This is a genomic window from Achromobacter sp. NPDC058515, from assembly GCF_042721735.1.
In the GTDB taxonomy this organism is placed as follows: domain Bacteria; phylum Pseudomonadota; class Gammaproteobacteria; order Burkholderiales; family Burkholderiaceae_B; genus Achromobacter.
In genome coordinates, this window is record NZ_JBHXNI010000002.1 from 325737 (window position 1) to 346541 (window position 20805).

A 20805-nucleotide genomic window follows, 5' to 3' on the forward strand; every position below is an offset into this window, starting at 1 on the left:
GCCTGTTGCGCCGCCTGCGCGATCTGGAACACGGCCACCGCACGCTGCAGGCCCTGCGCCTGGCTTTCCAGCGCCGCCGCCGCGGCCGCGGTCTGCTCGACCATGGCGGCGGTTTCCTGCGTGGAGCGTTCGATGTCCGCCACGGCGTCGTTCACCGACGCAATGCCGGCCGCCTGCTCGGCCGTGGCGCTGGAGATCTCCGCCACGATCTGCGTGACGCGGTCCACCGAGGTCACCATCTCGCGCATCGTGTCGCCCGCCAGGTTCACCTGGCGCACGCCGGCCTGCACGCGCGAGGCGGAATCGTCGATCAGGCCCTTGATCTCCTTGGCGGCCTGCGCGCTGCGCTGCGCCAGCGAGCGCACCTCGCCCGCCACCACGGCGAATCCCTTGCCCTGTTCGCCCGCGCGCGCCGCTTCCACCGCGGCGTTCAGCGCCAGGATGTTGGTCTGGAAGGCGATGCTGTCCACCACGCCCACGATCTCGCCGATGCGGCGCGCGCTGTCGGCGATGCCCTGCATGCTTTGCACCACCTCTTGGACCGCCTGTCCGCCGCGCTGGGCCAGCTGCGTGGCGCTCAGCGCCTGCCGGCTGGCCAGGTCGGCATTGCCGGCCGTCGTCTGCACGGTATGCGCAAGCTGCGTCATATTGGCCGCGGCCTCCTGCAGGGAGCCCGCCTGCCGGGCGGTGCGGTCCGACATGTCCGCGCCGCCCGCGGCGATCTCGCCCGATCCGGTATGGATCTCCTCGACGCCCTGGCGCACCGAGGCCACCGCGGCCGACAGCCCCGTCTGCATGCGGCGCATGGCTGAATACAGCACGCCGATCTCGTTGTCGCCGCGCAGCGCGATGGCGCCGGTCAGGTCCCCGTCGGCGATCCGGTCGAAATGCGCGCCGGCCTCGTTCAGCGGCCGCACGATGCTGCGGCGGAACGCCAGCCTGATCAGCACGGCCAGCACCAGCACGAAGGCCAGCACGCCCGCCGCCACCGCGATCACGCGCTCCAGCGTCCGGCTGGCGCCTGCCACCGCGGCCTGGCCCTGTTCGCGGGCATAGGCCTGATAGGCGTCCGCCTGCTTGACATAGGCCGCGCCGCTGGCGGGCAGCACCTTGTCCGTCAGGCGGTTGACCTCGATCCCGTTCCAGCCCTGGATCGCCTTCTGCATGGGAACCAGCGTCTGGTCCGCGAAGGCGGCGTGCGCCGCCAGCACCTGGCCAAACAGCGGGGCGCCCTGCGCGCTCTCGTCCGGGTTGGCGCGCAGGCGCGCCAGGCTGGCGGCCGCCTGCTTGAGCAGCCCGTCCACCTGCGCCAGGGAATCGTTGCGCGCCTCCTCCAGCCCACCTTCCATGGCGGTCTTGGCGTCCGTCAGCGCGGCGCGCGCCTGGAACAGCCTGCTGGTCATGTCGGCCAGGTCGCTGGCGCGCTCGATGCTGCCGCGGCCCAGGGCCTCGATATCCGCGCGGTTGTCGCGCAGCACGGTGATGCCCGCCGCCGCGGCGACGGCGAACAGCACCACAAACAACGCAAGAATGGCCGACAACGCCGTTGTGACCCTGAGATTTTTCCGCATATCCGTCCGTGTGTGACCTCGCCGCCAGTGCGGCAGTGCCACGGATTATGGACACCCAGTTTGGCAATTTCTTGACACAACCTCGTGGCGGCCATGACGAACGCCCGTCATGAAACCGCTTTTGCGAACAGGAACCCCGTATTAACGAATTGTGAATTGGCAGGGGCGCGCCCTTGCGGCACATTCGATGCTGTACCGAACCATTCCCCCAATCAGAACAGCAGCCCTATGCCCCACGCCTCTCACGCCTATCAGGACATCCGCGAAGCCGTGCGCGACCTTTGCGCCCAATTCCCCGGCGAGTATTTCCGCAAAATCGACGAAGAACGCGGCTATCCCGAGGACTTTGTCCGCGCGCTGACCGAAGCGGGCTGGCTGGCGGCATTGATTCCCCAGGAATACGGCGGCTCCGGCCTCGGCCTGACCGAAGCCTCGGTCATCATGGAAGAAATCAACCGCAGCGGCGGCAACTCCGGCGCCTGCCACGGCCAGATGTACAACATGGGCACCCTGCTGCGCCATGGCTCCGAGGCCCAGAAGCGCGAGTACCTGCCGCGCATCGCCGCCGGCGAGCTGCGCCTGCAATCCATGGGCGTCACCGAGCCCACCACCGGCACCGACACCACCAAGATCAAGACCACCGCGGTCAAGCGCGGCGACCGCTACGTCATCAACGGCCAGAAGGTCTGGATCTCGCGCGTGCAGCACTCCGACCTGATGATCCTGCTGGCGCGCACCACGCCGCTGGACCAGGTCACGCGCAAGTCCGAAGGCATGTCGATCTTCCTGGTGGATCTGCACCACGCGGTCAAGCACGGCATGGCGATCCGCCCCATCCCCAACATGGTCAACCACGAGACCAACGAGCTCTTCTTCGACAATCTGGAGATCCCCGAGGAAAACCTGATCGGCGAAGAGGGCAAGGGCTTCAAGTACATCCTTGACGGCCTGAACGCCGAACGCACGCTGATCGCCGCCGAATGCATCGGCGATGGCTACTGGTTCGTCGACAAGGTGACGGCCTACGCCAAGGAGCGCATGGTGTTCGGACGCCCCATCGGCCAGAACCAGGGCGTGCAGTTCCCGATCGCCCGAGCCCATATCAACGTGGAAGCCGCCAGCCTGATGCGCTACGAAGCCTGCCGCCTGTTCGACGCCCACGAACCCTGCGGCGCCCAGGCCAACATGGCCAAGCTGCTGGCCGCCGACGCCTCCTGGGAAGCCGCCAACGCCTGCCTGCAATTCCATGGCGGCTTCGGCTTCGCCACCGAATACGACGTCGAGCGCAAGTTCCGCGAGACCCGCCTGTACCAGGTTGCGCCCATCTCGACCAACCTGATCCTGTCCTACGTCGCCGAACACATCCTGGGCCTGCCCCGCTCCTTCTGACCCGACTCCTCCCACCATGACCGCAGCCAAAGACACCCCGCACCTGAGCGCCGAACTGGCGGCCTTCGCCGCCAACCTGCGCTACGAAGACATCCCCGCCCCGGTGCTGCGCCGCGCCGAAGACCTGCTGCTGGACTGCCTGGCCTCCATCCTGGCCGGCGCCTCCGCCCGCGCCGTGCAGGCCATCGACCGCTATGCCGCCGCGATGGGCCCCGCCGACGGTCCCAGCGAGGTGCTGATCACCCGCCGCCGCACCACGCCCCTGTTCGCCGCCATGGTCAACGCCGCCGCCGCGCACGTGGTCGAACAGGACGACGTGCACAACGGGTCCGTGTTCCATCCCGCCGCCGTGGTGTTCCCGCCCGCCCTGGCCGTCGCGCAGGCGCTGGGCAGTTCCGGCCGCGACCTGCTCACCGCCGCCGTCGCCGGCTATGAAGTCGGCATCCGCGTCGGCGAATTCCTGGGCCGCTCGCACTACAAGATCTTCCACACCACGGGCACCGCGGGCACGCTGGCCGCCGCCGTCGCCACCGGCCGGCTCCTCAAGCTCTCCCCCGAACAGATGCTGCACGCGCTGGGCTCGGCCGGCACCCAGGCCGCCGGCCTGTGGGAATTCCTGCGCGACGCCGCGGACTCCAAGCAACTGCACACCGCCAAGGCCGCGGCCGACGGCATCACCGCCGCCTACCTGGCCCGCGAAGGCTTCACCGGCGCCCGCCACATCCTGGAAGGCCCGCAAGGCATGGCCGCCGGCATGTCCACCGACGCCGACCCCAGCCGCCTGTGCGACCGCCTCGGCGAGCGCTGGGCCCTGGCCGAAACCTCATTCAAGTTCCATGCGTCCTGCCGCCACACGCATCCGGCGGCCGACGCGCTGCAGCAGGCGCTGCGCGACAACGGCCTGACCGAGGCCGACGTCGAACGCGTGGTGGCCCATGTGCACCAGGGCGCCATCGACGTCCTCGGGCCTGTCGTCAATCCGCAAACCGTGCACCAGTCCAAGTTCTCGATGGGCACGGTGCTGGCGCTGATCGCCCGGCAGGGCCGCGCCGGGCTGGCCGAATTCGATGCCGGCCTGGACGATCCCGCCGTCGCGGCCTTCCGCGGCAAGGTGGAAATGGAGCTGGACCCGGAAGTCGACGGCGCCTACCCGCAGCGCTGGATCGGCAAGGTCACGGTCTACACCCGCGACGGCCGCAAGCTGCATGGCCGCGTGGACGAGCCCAAGGGCGACCCGGGCAACACCCTGAGCCGCCCCGAGATCGAGGACAAGACGCTCAGCCTGGGCCGCTACGCGGACGCCGCGACCGAACCGGAACTGCGCGGCCTGATCGGCACGATCTGGGGGCTGGAGCGGCAGGAGCGCATCGGCGCCCTGCTGCCGCAAGCCGCCTGAGGCTGCGATGGCCGTCGCAAGCGCGGCGGGCCATCGCGAACCAGTGCTGCTCCACCACGGCCGGCGCCGGCTTCAGGTCGCGCCAGGCTCGATGCCCGCCGCGTGCAGCAGTTCCTTCCAGCGCGCCACTTCCGACTCCAGCAGTTCGGCCGCCCCTTTCAGCGACCGATGCTCGGCCGTGGGCAGCGCCACCCCCATTTCGGCGTAGCGCGCCTGAATTTCCGGCGTCTGCAAGACCTGGTTGATCGCGGCATTGAGCTGCTGGGCCACCGACTGGGGCACGCCCTTGGGCACCAGCATCATGTTCCAGATGTCGTAGTGCAGCTTGGGATACGAGGTCTCGCTGGTAGCCTGAACGCCGGGCAGCACCTTGACGCGTTCGCCGCGCATCACGACCAACCCTTTGATCTTGCCCGACGAAATCGAGCTGACCGCCGTGCTGCTGCTCTCCACGGTGTAGTCGATGTGGCCGGCCATCACATCGGCGGTTGCCTGCGCTGCGCCGCGATAGTGGATCGGAAGAATGTTCACGCCGATAGCCGCGTTCAGCAGTATGCCGCCCAGGAACGAACCCGATCCGACGCCTGCGGTCCCAAAGTTCATGGTCGCTTGATTGGCTTTCGCATAGGCCACGAATTCGTCGAATGTCGCGGCCGGCAGGCCCGCCCGCACCGACAGCACCTGGGGCGCGTCCCCGACCGACGCCAGCGGCACGAAATCCTTCAGCACGTTGTAGTTCAGGTTCTTATAGAGCGAGGCGTTGGCCGCCAGGGTGCCCACGTTGCCCAGCAGCAGCGTATAGCCGTCCGGGGCCGCGCGCGCGGCCCTGGACTGCCCCACCGAGCCGCCCGCGCCGGGCACGTTCTCGACCACCACGCTCTGCTTGATCTGCCTGGCCAAGCCTTCGGCCAAGGCCCGCGCGAGCACGTCGGTGGCGCCGCCGGCGGTGAACGGCACCAGCAGGGTCAGCGGCCGGCTGGGATAGGTGTCGGCCTGGGCGGCGCCCGCCGCCAGCGCCGCCGCGAACACGAATGTCCGGACGAGCGCTCTCCCCCATGTCTTTTGATAGGTCATCTTGTCTCCGTTGTCGTAATCGCCGGCGGCTCTGCGTCCGCCGGACTCGCGTCAGCCGGGAATCGGCTTACGTCTTCTTTGCCGCGCGCGCATCCAGCACTTCCTTCGCGACGCGGAATCCGTCCACCGCGGCAGGCATGCCGCAATAGCAGGCGGCGTGCAGCAGGATTTCCTGCAGCTCTTCGCGCGTCCAGCCATTGTTCAGCAGCCCGTTGATGTGCAGCGCCAGCTCATGGCGGCGGCCGGTCGCCACCAGCACGCTCACCGTGACCAGGCTGCGATGCTTGGCGCTCAGCCCCGGCCGGCCCCAGACGGCGCCCCACGCCAGGCCCGTCACGGCCTCTTGCAAGGGCGCGAAGAAATCGTCCTCCTGGGCCCGCGCAATTGATTGGTTCACATAGTCGTCGCCCAACGTCGCCCGCCGGTTGCGATGCCCCGCCGCCACGGTTTCCGGGGTGACCGGATTGAATCCCTGCTTACTGTCCATGCCATGCTCCAAGAGAAAATTGAGCGGCGCCGGCCTCGCCCGCGCCGCTTCCCACGATTACGCAATCCGATGCCAGCATCGCGCCGGCCTAGCGCACGATATTGACGAGCGCGCCGCCGTCCACCGGCAGCTCCACGCCCGTGATGAAGCCAGCCTCATCCGACGCCAGGAATACCGCGGCATTCGCGACGTCCCAGGCGGTGCCCATGCGCGCGCGCAAGGGCACGCGGGCGTTGCGCTCGGCCACCACGTCCTCGCGCGCACGGCCGAAGACGCTGGCGCGCGTGTCGACGGCCATCGGCGTATCGAGCAGTCCGGGAAGGATCGTGTTGGCGCGGATGCCGTATTCGGCGTTTTCGATCGCAAGCTGCTTCGTATAGGCCACCATCGCCGCCTTGGTCGCCTTGTACGCCACCCAGGGATAGCGCTGCCAGGCCGACACGGAGGAAATGTTCAGGATCACGCCGCCGCCTTGCCGGCTCATGATCGGCAGCACGTGCTTGCCGGCCATGACGCAGCCGCGCAGGTTGATCTGGCAGATCAGGTCGAAGGCCTCCTCCGTGATCTCCGTGGGGCTGCCGTCTCCCCCCGCCACGCTGATGCCCACGTTGTAGTGCAGGATGTCTATGCGCCCCCAGCGCTCGACCGCCTCGCGCAGGGCCTGCGCAATGTCCTCTTCGCGCCGCACATCGGCCTGCCTAGGCACGCAGTCGGCGGCGCCGTCCCGGGCCGCGATGGCGCAGGTTTCTTCGGCCGAGGCCAGGTCGCGGTCCACGGCCAGCACGCGCGCGCCCTCCTGGGCAAACCGCAGCACGGTCGCCCGGCCGTTGCCCATGGTCATGCCGGGGCTCTGGCCGGCGCCGATGATGACCGCCACCTTGTCTTGCAAACGCATGGTCTTCTCTCCTTGCTCTTATGCTTGCGCGCCGCCGCGGCGGCTACGCACTTCCACGCCGGTCCACGCTTCCATGTAGCGGATGAGCGCGGTGAAATCCAGATCGGCGCCGCCTTGCGTCAGCGCGAATTCCCACACCTGGCGCACGTTCTGTCCCACCCACATCGGCACCTGCAGCGCCTCGGCCTCCTTCAGGCCCAGCGATACATCCTTGTGTATGGTGCGGATGCTGGCGCCATAGTCGAACGTGCCTGTCAGCACCGACTTGGGTATCTTGTCCACGGTGGCGCTGTTGCGGCCGGTGCTGACGTTGATGATCTCCACCATCTGGTCGGGATCCAGTCCGGCCTTGGCGCCCAGCACCAGCGCCTCGTAGGCCGACGCCATGTTGGCGGCCGAGATCAGGTTGTTGACCAGCTTCATCATCTGCGCCATGCCCGGCTCGGCGCCGACCTCGAACACGTTCTTGCCCAGCAGCGCCAACTGCGGCCGCACCGCGGCCAATGCGTCGGCGCAGCCCGACGCAATGATTGACAGCGTGCCCGCGTCGGCGCCGCGAGGCCCGCCGCTGACCGGCGCATCCACCACCTGCACGCCTCCCTCCTGCAGTTCCTGCGCGATCGCCCGCAATGCGCCGCGGCCTATGGTCGACGTCTCTACATAGACCCGCAGGGCCTTGCCGGCGCCCGCCGCGCGCGCCACCTCCAGGCTAGCCTCGGCGCTGGGAAGGCAGGCATACACCGTGGCGGCCGCATCCGCCACCGCCCCGGCGCCGCCATGCCCGATCGCGCCAAGCGCGGTCATCGCCTCCACCCGCGCCGGGTCCGGGTCATAGACGTGCAGCATCACGCCCGCGCCCGCCAGACGGCGCGCCAGCGCCCCGCCCATCGCGCCCAGCCCGATAAATCCGGCCACCTGTTGATTCACCATTACATTCCCCCGTTAGAGGCCGGCGGCGGTCCGCGCCGCCGGCCGATCGTTGCGCGCTTACTCCGCCGTCATGCCCAGCGTCTTGATCTGCTGGCCCAGCGTGACGTAGTCGTCGCGGTACATCTTGTCGAAGTCGGCCGCGCTGCCCACCTGGGTGACCATGCCCTGCTCAAGCAAGGTGCGCTGCATCTCGGGGGTCTGCAAGACCTTGTTCACGGCGCCATTGATCTTCTCCACGACGTCGCGCGGCAGGTCGGCGGGGCCGAAGAGGCCGTACCAGGTCACCACGTCGAAACCGGGATAGCCCAGCTCGGCGATCGTCGGCACGTCCGCCAGGTTCGGCATCCGCTTGAGCGAGGACACGGCCAGCGGCCGCGCGCGCTTGCCGTCGATGAAGGACTTGCCCGACGCGATCGAACCGCCCACCAGATCGACGTGCCCGCCGACGAGGTCCGTCATCGCCGGGTTCGAGCCGCGGTACGGGACGTGCGTCATGGGCGCCTTGGCCTGCGACCCCAGCATGGCCAACAGCAAATGCGACATGCTGCCCTGGCCCGAGGTGCCAAAGCGCAGGGACCCCGGATCAGACTGCGCGGCGGAAAGCGCCTTCTGGATCGTGTCGTACTTCGAGTTCATGCCCGCAACCACCACCATCGGCGCGCTGGCCACATTGGCAATGGCCGTGAAGTCCTTCAGGGGATCGAAGGTATTGCTGTCGGTGTTCAGCAGCGGCGCGATCACCATGTTCTCGCGCAGCGCCAGCACGATCTGGTAGCCGTCGACAGGCGCGCGGGCGGTCGACGACAACGCGATGGCGCCGTTGCCGCCGGGGCGGTTCTCGACCACGACATTCCATTTCTCCGACTCCGCCACGCTGGCGGCAAGCTGGCGCGCCAGGATGTCCGTGCCCCCGCCGGGGCTGAACGGCACGACGATCCTGATGGGCTTGTCGGGATAGGCGGCCGCGGCTGGCGCCGCGCAGCCCATTGCCAGGGTGGCGAACGCCACGGCGGATGCTACCGTCAAACGGTTCAGCATGTTTTTGCTCCTCTCGCTCTTTGTAATGATGGTCATGTGGTGCAAGCGCGTCGCGCCTGCGGAAATGCCGCTGCAGACTCTCTTCGGGTCTTTCTCAAGCGGATTCTTTGCTAGGGACTCCCGTCGTGCCGAGTCCTCCCCGTGGGATCGCTGCCCCTGTGACGGATCCCCGGCGCCAGGCGGCGCGCGGAAGGATCGGGGGAGCGCAAGTATTTATGCAGGCGCCGGAAGGCGGCTGTTTGCCGGGCGCGGCCGTCGGCCCGACGCGGCCGCGCAGGGCGCAACCGCCGCGCGCGGCGGCATGGATGAACTTTGTGCTGGAAAGGATGGGTGGCGAACCGCCGGGGGGACCCGGAGCCGCCGTGCGGCTTCAGGCCGGCGGAGCGGCGCAGGACTCGCGCAGGACGAATTCGGTGGGGATTTCCACGCGCGCTTGCGCCCCGGGCGCAACCTTGCCTTCGAGCCTGCGCAGGAGCAGCAGCGCTGCCTCGCGGCCCAATTGATAGGAGTCGTAGCGGATCACGGTGATCGCCGGCGTGGCCAACTGGGCAAGCTCGCTGTCGTTGGAGGCGACCAGCGACATCTGCTGCGGCACCGCCACGCCTTTCATTCGCAGCGCGGACAATACGCCGCCCAGCAAGTGGCTGCCCAGCGCGACGATGGCCGTGGGCGGATTGGCCTGCGCCAACAGCCATTGCGTTTCGCGATAGCCATAGTCCACGTCGAAACTGTCCAGGCGCAGCAGCGCCGGGTCCGAATCCACCCCAGCCTGCGCGAGCGCGTCCGCATAGCCCCGGCTGCGGTCGCGCCCCACGCGATTGCGCCGGCCGCCGCTGATCATCGCGATGCGCCGGTGCCCCAGGCCCAGCAGGTACTCGACCGCCCGCCGCGTGCCGGTGTAGTGGTCCGCGCCCACCGCGCCCACGGGCAACGCCAGTTCGCGCTCGATCATCACGGTGGGAAACGGCGCCGCGGAAATGGCCGCGGCCACCTCGCGGCTGGACTCTTCCTCGATCGAGAATAGCAAACCCTCGGCGCGGCGCCGCGAGAACAGGTCGATGAGCTGGCTTTCGCGCGACTCCAGCCCGTCGCTGCTGGCCACCACGAGCATGTAGCCGGCATTCGCCAGCACATCTTCCGCGCCCTTGGCCATGGCCGAGTACAGCGGATTGCGCATGTCGGAAAACACGAACCCGACCATGCGGGTGGCGACGCCGCGCATGTTCTGCGCGGCCGCGCTGGGCGTCCAGCCCAATTCGTCGATGGCCGCCAGCACCCGGGCGCGGATCTCGTCGGTGACGCTGGGCGCCTGGTTCACCACGCGCGACACGGTCCCGATCGCCACACCCGCGACGCGGGCCACGTCGTGCACCGTGATGCGTGCCGGCCGCGCGGCCGGCGTCGTCTTTGCTGCGCTCAAATTGGATTCCCGAATGGAGATGTCCCGCCGCCCGTGTCATCGCCGCCCGCCTGCTCAGTAGGCTGCCAGGAACAAGGCGAGGAAGTCCGCGGCCGTAGTGTGGCGGGGATTCCAGCGATTGTAATCGGCCTTGCCGCACAGTTCGGCCATCTCCGCCAGCCGGGCCTCGTCCACGCCCGCGTCCCGCAAGCGCGGCGGTATGCCCAGATCGGCGCAAAGCGCGTCGATGGCCTGGACGGCCCGAGCGGCCGCTTGCAGTTCCTCAAGGCCGTCCACATGGCAGCCCATCGCCTGCGCTATCCGAGCGAACTTGCCCGGATCCGCCTGCAGGTTGAAGCGCGCCACATGCGGCAGGCAAAGCGCATTGGAAAGCCCATGCGACAGATGGAAGAACGCGCCCACAAAGCGGGCCATGCAGTGCACATTGCCCAGGCCGGTCTGGCCGAATGCGATGCCTGCCAGCGCCGAGCCGCAAAGCATGTCGAGCCCGGCCTGAAGATTGCCGCGATTGGCGACAAAGGGCCTGATGCCGCCGGCGATCAGCCGCAAGGCATGCAGGTTCACGGCGTCGGTGATGGGATTGGCCTGGCGCGAGATATAGGATTCGAAGGCGTGGACGAAGGCGTCCAGGCCCGAATGCGCGGCCACGTGAGCCGGCATGCTGCATAGCGCCAGCGGGTCCAGAATGGCCACTCGCGCCGGATTCAGCGCGGCATGCCTGATCGACATCTTCAGGTTGCGCTGGGTGTCGGTGATCACGCAGGAGCCCGACACTTCCGAACCCGTTCCCGCCGTGGTGGGTATCGCGATCAAAGGCAGGGGCGGCACCGAAAACCGCTCGATGCCTTCGTAGTCATGAATCCGGCCTCCGTTCGTGCCGAGGATCGCCACCGCCTTGGCCACGTCCATCGTGCTGCCCCCGCCAATGGCGAGCAGCATGTCGGCCTGGTGCGCCTTGCATGCGGCAAAGGCGCGCTCCACCGTCGCCGCGCTGGGATCCGGCTCGATGTCGCTGTAGACCACGGCGGACACGCCCTCGGCCTCCAGCAACGCGCGTATCCGGCCATAGAAGTCGCCTTGCAGCAAGGCCGCATCCACGGCCAGGAACAGGCGCTTGCAGCCGTGCGCGCGCAAGATGTCGGCGATCCGGGCATGAGCGCCCACGCCCATGTGGATCCGGGTCGGGCAGAAGAAAGCGGAAATATCAGTGAGTTGCATGAGTTCGAAATAGCGGACAGGGGAAGATGGCGCGCGCCCGGCGCGGGCGCGCCAGGGCGCAAACAGGCAGGACGTCAGGGGTTGAAAGTCACCAGGCGTTCCTCGGTCATTTCGCGCATCGCGTGCCACGGCCCTTCCTTGCCAAAGCCGCTGTCCTTCACCCCGCCGAACGGCATCACGTCGGCGCGCGCACTGGACGTCTCGTTGATCTGAATCGTGCCAAAGCGCAACTGGCGCGCTGCCTGCAGGCAGCGGTCGATGTTCTGGCTGAAGATGCCCGCGGACAGTCCGAACGGGGTGCTGTTGGCGCTGGCGATGGCCGCGTCGAAGTCGTCGAACGGCCTGATCGCTGCCAGGGGGGCAAACGCCTCCTGGCACCAGACGCGTCCGGCCTCGGGCACCCGGGTCAGGATCGCCGGCGTGATCACCGAGCCATCGCGCTGTCCGCCGCAAAGAACCTGCGCGCCCTGGTCTTGGGCTTCCCGCAGCCATTGCTCGGTGCGCATCGCCGCCTCGCGCGTAACCAGCGGGCCAATGCGGGTGGCGGGATCGCGCGGATCGCCCGCCGGCAGCGTCGCCGCATAAGCGACCAGCCGCTCGGCCACTTCGCCGGCGATCGACGCTTCCACATACAGGCGCTGAACCGATGTGCAGACCTGGCCAGCCTTGCGGAACGTGGCATTGGCGATCTTCGGAATCGCGCGCTCCAGATCCGCGTCCGCGCACACGAGGGTGCTGGCGATGGAGCCCAGCTCCATCTGCGTGCGGCGCAGGCCCGCGGCCTGCTGGATGATGCGGCCGACGCGCGTGCTGCCGGTAAAGGTGTAGAACGCCACGTCCTGCTCTTGCAGGAGCCATCCGCCGACGCTGTCGCCCTCCCCCTGCACCACGGCCAGGAACTCCGGCGGCATGCCCGCGTCCAGCAGCGCCTGCGCCAGGAGCGCGGACGTGAGCGGCGTGTAGGCGGACGGCTTGAGGACGACGGCGTTGCCGGCGCCGTAGGCCGGCGCGACCTTATGCAGTACGGTGTTCAGCGGCGAATTGAACGGCGTAATGGCGCAAACGACGCCGACCGGAAAGCGCATGGTGAAACCAATGCGCTGGTGCGCGCCCGGGCTGGCCGCAAACGGCACCACGTCGCCCACCAGGCGCGGCGCCTCCTCGGCCGCCAGGTTCAGCGTGATGACGGCCCGGTCAACCTCGCCGGCCGCATCCGCCACGGTGAAACCGGCTTCGGCCACCATCACGTCGACGAAGTGATCGCGCCGGGCGGCGATGAGTTCGCCGGCGCCGCGCAGCACTCGCGCCCGCTCGGCGGGCGCCGGAGCGCCGGCCTGGACCGCCCGATGCGTTGCCGTCACCGCCTGCGCCACTTGGGCCCGGGTGGCGCTGGCCACCTCGGCTACAGCCAGGCCCGAGTACTTGTCCAGCACGGAGAAAGTGGATTCGCCCTGCACCCACTTTCCGTCGATCAGAGAACCCAGCGACGGCCTTGCACCAGAATGAAACGTTTTTTCTGACAACACAATTGCCTCGATATGAATGAAATTTGCGATGCTCAACCGGGGTGAAGGCTAGCATGCAATATCTCATTTATGTCTATCTATCGACAACGTTTCATTTACGGGTTTTGCATTTTTCCTTATATTTATCAGATAGATGAATTGCTATTTAAGGGATTTCCCCAGCATATTACCGCGTTGAAAATAACGTTTCATTAAAGCCACAAAAAAATGGCCTTCCCGCCGGCGAGAATCGCCGGCGGGAAGGCTGCGGCCCTTGCGTCAATCCACGAGCGCAGCGCGCTGCGCGCGCACCAGCTCGGCGATTCCGCCTTCGGCCAGCACCAGCATCGTGTCCAGTTCCGCGCGGGTGAAGGTGGCGCCCTCTCCCGTGCCCTGCACTTCCACAAAGGCGCCGCTGCCCGTCATGATCACGTTCACGTCGGCGTCGCAGGCCGAGTCTTCCTGGTAGTCCAAGTCCAGCACCGAACGTCCTTGCACCAGGCCCACGGACACCGCCGCCACCGCGTCGCGGATCGGGCTCTCCGCCAGGTCGCCGCGCTTCATCAGCAGCGCGACCGCATCCGCCGCCGCCACCCAGGCGCCGGTGATGCTGGCGCAGCGCGTGCCGCCATCCGCCTGCAGCACGTCGCAGTCCAGGTGCAGGGTGCGCTCGCCCAAGGCCTTCATGTCGAACACCGCGCGCAGGCTGCGCCCGATCAGGCGCTGGATTTCCTGCGTGCGGCCGCTTTGCTTGCCGCGCGCGGCCTCGCGGTCGCCGCGCGTATGCGTGGCCCGCGGCAACATGCCGTATTCAGCGGTTACCCAGCCTTCGCCCCTGCCCTTCAGGAAAGGCGGTACTTTCTCCAGTACGCTGGCCGTGCACAGCACGTGGGTGTCGCCGGCCTTCACCAGCACCGACCCTTCGGCGTAGCGCGTATAGCCGCGCTCAAGGGTGAACGGACGCAATTGGTCGACGGCGCGGCCCGACGGACGGGCAATGGCGGGGGTAGTGGTCACAAGCAGGCTCCAGACATGGCTTTGGTTCGCGGCATTGTACGGGGTGGCGCCACAGGAAAATGGCGCTTGGAGTATCCTGCCGCGATGTATCCGGTTGAAAACACAGACCCGCCCCCCAGACCCGGGCGCCGCGGGCCCCGGCATAACCGGCTTTTATTCCCAGATTCACCAGGACACGCACATCATGATTCGCAGCATGACCGCTTTCGGCAACGCCCGGACAGACCTAGAACAAGGCACGCTTGCCCTCGAACTGCGCAGCGTCAACAGCCGCTTTCTCGACCTGTACTTCCGCCTGCCCGACGAACTGCGCCATGTGGAAACGCCGCTGCGCGAACTGCTGACCGCCAGCCTGGCGCGCGGCAAGGTGGAAATCCGCGTTTCCTACACCCGCAACGCCAGCACCGACCTGTCCAAGCTCGACCCCGAATGGCTGGAAAGCCTGGCCGAACAGCTGCAGGCCGCCCGCCGCATCGTCCCCGACATCGCGCCGCCCCGCCTCGTTGAACTGTTCAACTGGCCCGGCCAGCGCGGCAGCGACGCGCTGGACCCCCAAATCTGGGGCGCCGCCTGCCTGCAAGCCGCGCAACAGGCGCTGACCCAACTCCAGGAAGGCCGCGAACGCGAAGGCGAACGGCTGGCCGGCATGATGCGCGAATGCGCCGACGGCGTGGCGCGCATCGTCGACACCGTTCAGACCCACCTGCCCCAGTTGCTGGCCGACCACCGCGACAAGCTGGCCGCCAAGCTGCGCGAAAGCGTGGAATCCGCATTCCCCGGCGGCTTCACGCATATCTCCGGCGCCGAACTGACCGAGCGCCTGTCCCAGGAAGCCAACCTGTTCGCGCTGCGCATCGACGTGGCCGAAGAGCTGTCGCGCCTGCGCTCGCACCTGGAAGAGCTGCGCCACCTGCTGACCGACGGCGGCGGCAAATCGACGGGCGGCAAGAAGAACGCGGGCAGCGCCGGCAAGCGCCTGGACTTCCTGTTCCAGGAGATGAACCGCGAAGCCAACACGCTGGGGTCCAAGGCCGGCAGCATGGAAGTCACGCGCGCCGCCATGGACCTGAAGCTGCTGATCGAGCAGATGCGCGAGCAGGCGCAGAATATTGAGTAAGGCTTGCGGGAGGGAACCAGCCCTCCCGAAAGCATCGACCGCCCCGGAAAGAACTACCTCACGCGTACTGCGCCAGGCCGTTGCCGAGGGACCAATTCTCTTTCGCGACCTCGACAAGATTCACAAATACGTCCTCCGGCTGGATGCCAGGGCTCTCCCCAAGCAGCTCCGCGATCCGCCGGAACAGCGCTTTCTTCTGCTCCACCGTGCGAGTGTTGCTTGCGGTGATCTGGATATACACGAGGTCGTCGCTCCGGGCGATGTCAAGATAGGACGCCCCATAGCGGAAATTCGCCGCCTCATGTTCGGTGATGGTCATGAACTGATCGTCCTCGGGAACGTTGAATGTCTCCCGCATGGCGCGGAAAACACTGTCAAAGATTGCCTGCCGGTAGGCTTCCGGCTTTCCGGCACGCATTGAGATATGAAGCAGTGGCATCGCGATTCCTCTTATGTTGGCCTCGCTGCATGTTATCCATACTGATTTAATATTTATATTTATATCAGTCATAACAATCTGAAATGACAAACCGCCCTCTCGACCTGGATGCCGTCGAGGCTTTCATCCGCACCGCCGAGCTGGGCAGTTTCACGCGCGCGGCTGAAGCCATGAAGACGACGCAGGCTGCCGTCAGCCTGAAGGTCAAGCGACTTGAAGACCGGCTTGGCTGCCGGCTGCTCGAGCGCACGCCCCGCTACGTGGAGCTTTCGACGCATGGCGCGGCTTTCCTAGTACACGCCCGCGAGCTCCTCGCGGCGCATGAGCGTGCGCTCTCTCTATTCTCGGCAGCCCGGCAGCGGCTCGCCATCGGTATCAGCGACCATGTTGCGGGCCCTGAACTGCCCGCGCTGATAGCTCGCATGAACGCGCAAGACCCTCAACTGCTGATCGAAATCCGCATCGGGTCCTCAAGAGATCTGCTCCAGAGTTTCGACCGGCGGGAGCTCGACACGGTGATCGTGCGCCAGCACGTCGGGCGAACCGACGGAAAAATGCTCGCAGAAGAGAAATTCGGCTGGTTCGCCGCCCCCGGCTGGCGGCATCGCGCCGACGAACCCCTGCCCCTTGCCACGCTTGCCGAGCCCTGCGGCGTTCGAGTCATGGCCGGTCAGCTGCTCGACGACGCGGGCGTCCCGTGGACAGAGATTTTCGTCGGCGGCGGCGTTGCTGCGGTCGCCGCGGCCGTCATGGCCGGACTTGGCGTTGCGGCATTGGCCCCGCGCATGCTTCCGTTTGGCGCGACTGATGTAGGCCCCAAGCTCGGGCTTCCCGATCTGCCGCGCTTGCCGGTATTGTTTCACTCGCGGGTCAAGGACGGACGGTCCCTCGATGCCCTGGCGGCGCTTTCCGCCGCCTTCAGAAGCGCGGTTCGAGGCTAGTCCACGCGCAGAGCAATATTGCTGCAGGCTGGTTCGACGGCTACGGCCTGATGCAGAGGTTGCGCAAGAAGGCGGTGGCCCGGGCCCGGACCCACCTGACGCGCATGGGCATCGACAGGGACTTTCAACACCCAGGCCTGGATGTCGTCAATCCCTGGAAAGTCTGAAATCGCATCGCTGCCCTAAGCGCGACCCAGTTCACCCGGTTTGTCAGCGCACCTCGCCCGTAGCCGGTTCGCCGCGCAGGGCCGAATCCAGGTACTCGCTGCGCGCCCGCGCGTCGGGAAAGCGCATGTCGCGATAGTTCACGAAACGCGAGCCGCGCGCCAGCCGGTAGCCAGCCCAGATCAGCAGGAACAGCGGAATGCCGATATAGGTGGCGACCACGCCGCCCCAATCGATCTTGTCCTGCAAAAAGGCCTGGTAATTCTGGCCCAGCGTGATGACCAGGCAGAGCACGAACGCGAAGATCGGGCCGAACGGGAAGAACGGCGACACGTAAGGCAGATCGGCCAGGTTGTTGCCCTGCTTCACGTAACCGCGGCGAAAGCGGTAGTGGCTGATGGCGATGCCCAGCCAGGCAATGAAGCCCGTCATCCCGGACGTGTTCAGCAGCCAGATGTAGACCGCATTCGGACTGAAGATGAAGGTGAAGAAGCACAGCGCCGCGACGGCCGTGGTGGCCAGCAGCGCCCACAGCGGCACGCCGCTGCGCGAGATGCGGCCAAAAATGCGCGGCGCCTTGCCTTCCCGGGCCAGGCTGTAGAGCATGCGCGTGGCCGCATACATGCCGGAATTGCCCGCCGACAGCACCGACGTCAACACCACCGCGTTCATGACGGAAGCCGCCCCCAGCAAGCCGGCCCGCTCGAAAATCAGTGCGAAGGGGCTGACGCTGATGTCCTCGACCTCGTTGCGCAGCAAGTGCGGATCGGTATAGGGGATCAGCAGGCCGATCACCAGGATGGCCGCCACGTAGAACAGCAGGATGCGCCAGAACACCTGGCGCACGGCGCGCGGCAGGTTGCGGGCCGGATCCTTGGATTCGCCCGCGGCGATGCCGATCAGTTCGGTCCCCTGGAACGAAAACCCCACCACCATCGCCACGCCGATCATCGCGGCGAAGCCGCCCGCGAATGGCGCGTCGCCCACCGTCCAGTTGGCGAGGCCGCCGGTTTCCCCGCCGCGGATGATGCCCAGCAGCATCAGCACGCCCATGGCGACGAAGCCCAGGACGGCGACCACCTTGATCAGCGCGAACCAGAATTCCGCTTCGCCAAAGCCGCGAGCCGACAAGGCGTTCAGCCCGAAAGTGATCGCCAGGAACAAGGCGCTCCAGTAGAAGCCGGGCACGTCCGGAAACCAGTACGCCATGACGAGCTGCGCCGCCACCAGGTCCACCGCTACCGTGACCGCCCAGTTGTACCAATAGTTCCAGCCCAGCGCGAAGCCGAAGCCGTCCTCGACGTAGCGGGCGCCGTAGGTCGAAAAGGAGCCCGAAACCGGCATGGCGGCGGCCAGTTCGCCCAGGCTGGTCATCAGGAAATAGACCATGATCCCGATCAGCACATAGCCCAGCAGCGCGCCGCCGGGGCCGGCCTTCGCGATGGTCGCGCCCGATGCCACGAACAGCCCGGTGCCGATGGACCCGCCCACCGCGATCATGGTCAGGTGGCGCGCGGACAGGGTGCGGCGCAATTCGGAAGGCTGGCTCGCCTCCGTCTTGCGCATGCCGCCTGAGCGGCGTTCATCGTGTTCCGATGGTGCCAAAATGCATTCCTTCACGTCATGAAGACCCCCGCGCGATGCGCCCCGGGTGCCTTGGGATTTCCGAGCAACGGGCGAGAATAGCGCAAGTGGCCCCGCCAAGAGAAATGGCGGGGCGCGGGGGACGGATCCGGCGGCGGCCTGCCCTTATTGAAACGCTGTTTCCATGAAGGTGCGCAGCTTGCGCGAGTGCAGCCGTTCCGGCGGCATGTCGCGCAAGCGCTCCAATGCCCGGATGCCGATCTCCAGGTGCTGGTTCACCTGGCGGCGGTAGAACGCGCTGGCCATGCCGGGCAGTTTCAGCTCACCATGCAGGGGCTTGTCAGATACGCACAGCAAGGTGCCGTAGGGCACCCGGAAGCGGAATCCGTTCGCGGCGATGGTGGCGGATTCCATGTCCAGCGCAATCGCGCGCGACTGCGCGAAACGCTCGACGAGCTCGACGTGGTCGCGCAATTCCCAGTTGCGGTTGTCGATCGTGGCGACGGTGCCCGTGCGCATGATGCGTTTGAGGTCCCAGCCCGACAGCCCGGCGACCTCTTCGACCGCCTGCTCCAGCGCCACCTGCACCTCGGCCAGCGCGGGGACCGGCACCCAGGTAGGCAGATCGTCGTCCAGCACATGGTCTTCGCGCACATAGCCGTGCGCCAGCACGTAATCGCCCAGCCGCTGCGAATCGCGCAGGCCGGCGCAGTGGCCCAGCATCAGCCAGGCGTGCGGACGCAGCACGGCGATGTGGTCGGTGATGGTCTTGGCGTTGGACGGGCCTACGCCGATGTTCACCAGCGTGATGCCGGAATGGTCGTCGCGCACCAGGTGGTACGCGGGCATCTGCGGCAGGCGGACGGCCTGGTCTTCGTCGCCCGGGCCGCTTTCGCCGCGGCGGGTGATGCGGTTGCCCGGCTCGACCAGCATGTCGTAGTCTTCGTTGCCGCTGGCCATGAGCGCGCGGGCCCGGGCGCAGAACTCGTCCACGTAGAACTGGTAGTTGGTGAACAGCACGAAGTTCTGGAAGTGCGCCGGCGCCGTCGACGTGTAGTGCTGCAGGCGATGCAGCGAGTAATCCACGCGCTGCGCGGTGAACGGCGCCAGCGGCTTGGGCTCGCCCTCCTTGCCGCGCCAGGAGCCGTTCACGATGGCGTCGTCGGTGACCGCCAGGTCCGGCACGTCGAACAGGTCGCGCAAGGGGCGCTTGAGCGCTTCCAGGTGCTCGCCCTCGACATAGGCGCCCTCCGGGAAGGCGAAGTGCAAGGGGATCGGCGAATCGGACTCGCCGACTTCGACCGACACCCTGTGGTTCTGCAGCAGTTGCCCGACCTGCTCGATCAGGTAGTCGCGGAACAGCGCGGGCTGGGTGACGGTGGTCTGGTAGATGCCGGGTTCGGCCACGTGGCCGTACGAGAGGCGGGTATCGATCGGGTCGTAGGTTTCCACGGCGATGCGGATGGCCGGATAGTAGGCGCGGGCCCGCTCGCGGCCATTGCCGGAGCCCTTGAGCACCTCGCGGAACGCGGCCCGCAGGAAAGCCGTGTTGCGCGCGTAGATTTCCACCAGCCGGTCAACCGCGGACACCGCATCCTGGTAGGGCTCGAAGGGCAAGGCCTCGGGCCGGTTCATGGACGACAAAGGGTGTACTGCGTTCATCATTGAGCTCTACTCCGCTTTCTTATCTGTCTTGCGTGTGTGCGCGGCGGCTCTCGGCGGTGATGCCGAAGGCCGATGCCAACGATTATGCACGAGCGCGGTTACGTCGCAACCCAAGGGCGGCGTAACGAACGGGGCCGGATTATGCTGCATTGCACTACAAATGTAATGAAACTTTATTCCATTATAATCGTGAAGCATTCCGGGGTTACGCCCTGGGATCGCCCCCTTTCCGCCGGCTCGCCTCCTGAAGGCGAAGCCATGCCGCCCACTCCGATTCTTGAAGTGACGTAATGACGCCGCCTACGCGAAAAGTCCGAATTGCCTATTCCCGCATTTCCGCATTCCTGTCAGCGCCGATCCTGGCCCTGACCCTGTCCTGGATACCCGGCGCCGCCCAGGCGTCCCTCCCCTCCGAAAAGGCGCGCCCGACGCTGAGCGGCCTGCGCCTGGCGCAAGAGCCCACGGTGCCCACGCTGCGCGACCGCGTCGTGCAGGCCGGCATCGACGCGATCGGCACGCCCTACAGCTATGGCGGCGACGACGCCGAAGGCTTCGACTGCAGCGGCCTGGTCCTGTATGTATTCCGCGAAATCGCCGGACTCGAACTGCCCCGGACCGCTCGCGCGCAGCGCGGCGAGGGACAATCCGTCGCCGCCAAGAAAGAACTGCGCCCCGGCGACCTGGTGTTCTTCGCCACGCGCGGACGCGGCGTGACCTCGCACGTCGGCATCTACATCGGCCAGAACAAATTCGTCCACGCGCCGCGCCGCGGCACCAAGGTGCGGGTGGACGACATGAAGAATTCCTATTGGACCAAGCGCTATGTCGGCGCGCGGCGCTACCTGGATACGACGCACGGCCAGATGCTGGCCCAGGCCTCTCCGTAGGAAAGGCAGCAGGCGGCGCCCGGCGGGCGCCTGAAAAGGGGCGGTGAACGGAGCCTGCCGCGGCGTG

At 67.1% G+C, this 20805-nt stretch carries 17 protein-coding genes and 1 pseudogene; 5 read left to right on the forward strand and 13 right to left on the reverse strand.

The features are described from left to right. Positions 1 to 137 precede the first annotated feature (137 nt). Positions 138 to 1571, reverse strand: a pseudogene (locus ACFWP0_RS04720) (methyl-accepting chemotaxis protein); the annotation flags it as partial. Positions 1572 to 1799: 228 nt separating this feature from the next. Here ACFWP0_RS04720 and ACFWP0_RS04725 point away from each other — a divergent pair. Then, positions 1800 to 2960: an acyl-CoA dehydrogenase family protein gene (locus ACFWP0_RS04725; protein ID WP_377840044.1), complete on the forward strand. Its 1161-nt coding sequence runs from the start codon at positions 1800 to 1802 to the stop codon at positions 2958 to 2960. 16 nt (positions 2961 to 2976) lie between these two features. Then, complete coding sequence (locus ACFWP0_RS04730; protein ID WP_377840046.1) at positions 2977 to 4356, forward strand: MmgE/PrpD family protein; 1380 nt, start codon at positions 2977 to 2979, stop codon at positions 4354 to 4356. A 72-nt stretch (positions 4357 to 4428) separates the two neighbouring features. Here the strand turns inward: ACFWP0_RS04730 and ACFWP0_RS04735 are convergent, their stop codons facing one another. The 9 genes from ACFWP0_RS04735 to rph all read right to left on the reverse strand — a co-directional run bounded on the left by ACFWP0_RS04735 (position 4429) and on the right by rph (position 13940). Next, on the reverse strand, positions 4429 to 5430 hold the full coding sequence (locus ACFWP0_RS04735) for a Bug family tripartite tricarboxylate transporter substrate binding protein (RefSeq protein ID WP_377840047.1): 1002 nt from the start codon (positions 5428 to 5430) through the stop codon (positions 4429 to 4431). A 67-nt stretch (positions 5431 to 5497) separates the two neighbouring features. After that, a complete protein-coding gene (locus tag ACFWP0_RS04740; protein WP_377840049.1) occupies positions 5498 to 5917 on the reverse strand; it encodes a carboxymuconolactone decarboxylase family protein in 420 nt (139 codons plus the stop codon). 88 nt (positions 5918 to 6005) lie between these two features. Continuing rightward, positions 6006 to 6812 carry an SDR family NAD(P)-dependent oxidoreductase gene (locus ACFWP0_RS04745; RefSeq protein WP_377840051.1) on the reverse strand — a complete coding sequence of 269 codons (807 nt, stop codon included), beginning with the start codon at positions 6810 to 6812 and terminating at the stop codon, positions 6006 to 6008. 18 nt (positions 6813 to 6830) lie between these two features. Beyond that, a complete protein-coding gene (locus tag ACFWP0_RS04750; RefSeq protein WP_377840053.1) occupies positions 6831 to 7742 on the reverse strand; it encodes an NAD(P)-dependent oxidoreductase in 912 nt (303 codons plus the stop codon). 57 nt (positions 7743 to 7799) lie between these two features. Then, positions 7800 to 8780 (reverse strand): Bug family tripartite tricarboxylate transporter substrate binding protein, encoded by a 981-nt coding sequence (locus ACFWP0_RS04755; RefSeq protein WP_377840055.1) that lies wholly within the window; start codon positions 8778 to 8780, stop codon positions 7800 to 7802. Positions 8781 to 9150: 370 nt separating this feature from the next. Further along, positions 9151 to 10200, reverse strand: coding sequence for a substrate-binding domain-containing protein (locus tag ACFWP0_RS04760; protein ID WP_377840056.1), 1050 nt, complete (start codon positions 10198 to 10200; stop codon positions 9151 to 9153). 54 nt (positions 10201 to 10254) lie between these two features. Further along, positions 10255 to 11418: an iron-containing alcohol dehydrogenase gene (locus tag ACFWP0_RS04765; protein ID WP_377840058.1), complete on the reverse strand. Its 1164-nt coding sequence runs from the start codon at positions 11416 to 11418 to the stop codon at positions 10255 to 10257. A 74-nt stretch (positions 11419 to 11492) separates the two neighbouring features. Continuing rightward, on the reverse strand, positions 11493 to 12875 hold the full coding sequence (locus tag ACFWP0_RS04770) for an aldehyde dehydrogenase family protein (RefSeq protein ID WP_377840059.1): 1383 nt from the start codon (positions 12873 to 12875) through the stop codon (positions 11493 to 11495). A gap of 327 nt (positions 12876 to 13202) precedes the next feature. Next, positions 13203 to 13940, reverse strand: coding sequence for a ribonuclease PH (gene rph / locus ACFWP0_RS04775; RefSeq protein WP_377840061.1), 738 nt, complete (start codon positions 13938 to 13940; stop codon positions 13203 to 13205). Positions 13941 to 14124: 184 nt separating this feature from the next. Here rph and ACFWP0_RS04780 point away from each other — a divergent pair, with 184 nt between their 5' ends. Beyond that, on the forward strand, positions 14125 to 15057 hold the full coding sequence (locus ACFWP0_RS04780) for a YicC/YloC family endoribonuclease (RefSeq protein ID WP_377840062.1): 933 nt from the start codon (positions 14125 to 14127) through the stop codon (positions 15055 to 15057). A 58-nt stretch (positions 15058 to 15115) separates the two neighbouring features. On the opposite strand, the gene ACFWP0_RS04785 is transcribed toward ACFWP0_RS04780, so the two are convergent. Continuing rightward, the gene (locus ACFWP0_RS04785; RefSeq protein WP_377840064.1) at positions 15116 to 15496 is read right to left on the reverse strand and encodes a tautomerase family protein; all 381 of its coding nucleotides are present in this window, start codon (positions 15494 to 15496) and stop codon (positions 15116 to 15118) included. An 83-nt stretch (positions 15497 to 15579) separates the two neighbouring features. Between ACFWP0_RS04785 and ACFWP0_RS04790 the strand changes: the two genes are divergently transcribed. Continuing rightward, positions 15580 to 16437 carry a LysR family transcriptional regulator gene (locus ACFWP0_RS04790; RefSeq protein ID WP_377840065.1) on the forward strand — a complete coding sequence of 286 codons (858 nt, stop codon included), beginning with the start codon at positions 15580 to 15582 and terminating at the stop codon, positions 16435 to 16437. 210 nt (positions 16438 to 16647) lie between these two features. On the opposite strand, the gene ACFWP0_RS04795 is transcribed toward ACFWP0_RS04790, so the two are convergent. Beyond that, the gene (locus ACFWP0_RS04795) at positions 16648 to 18168 is read right to left on the reverse strand and encodes an amino acid permease (protein ID WP_377840471.1); all 1521 of its coding nucleotides are present in this window, start codon (positions 18166 to 18168) and stop codon (positions 16648 to 16650) included. A 183-nt stretch (positions 18169 to 18351) separates the two neighbouring features. Continuing rightward, positions 18352 to 19851 (reverse strand): AMP nucleosidase, encoded by a 1500-nt coding sequence (locus ACFWP0_RS04800; RefSeq protein WP_377840067.1) that lies wholly within the window; start codon positions 19849 to 19851, stop codon positions 18352 to 18354. Between the two features lie 290 nt (positions 19852 to 20141). Here ACFWP0_RS04800 and ACFWP0_RS04805 point away from each other — a divergent pair, with 290 nt between their 5' ends. Next, complete coding sequence (locus ACFWP0_RS04805; RefSeq protein ID WP_377840068.1) at positions 20142 to 20738, forward strand: C40 family peptidase; 597 nt, start codon at positions 20142 to 20144, stop codon at positions 20736 to 20738. Positions 20739 to 20805 lie beyond the last annotated feature (67 nt).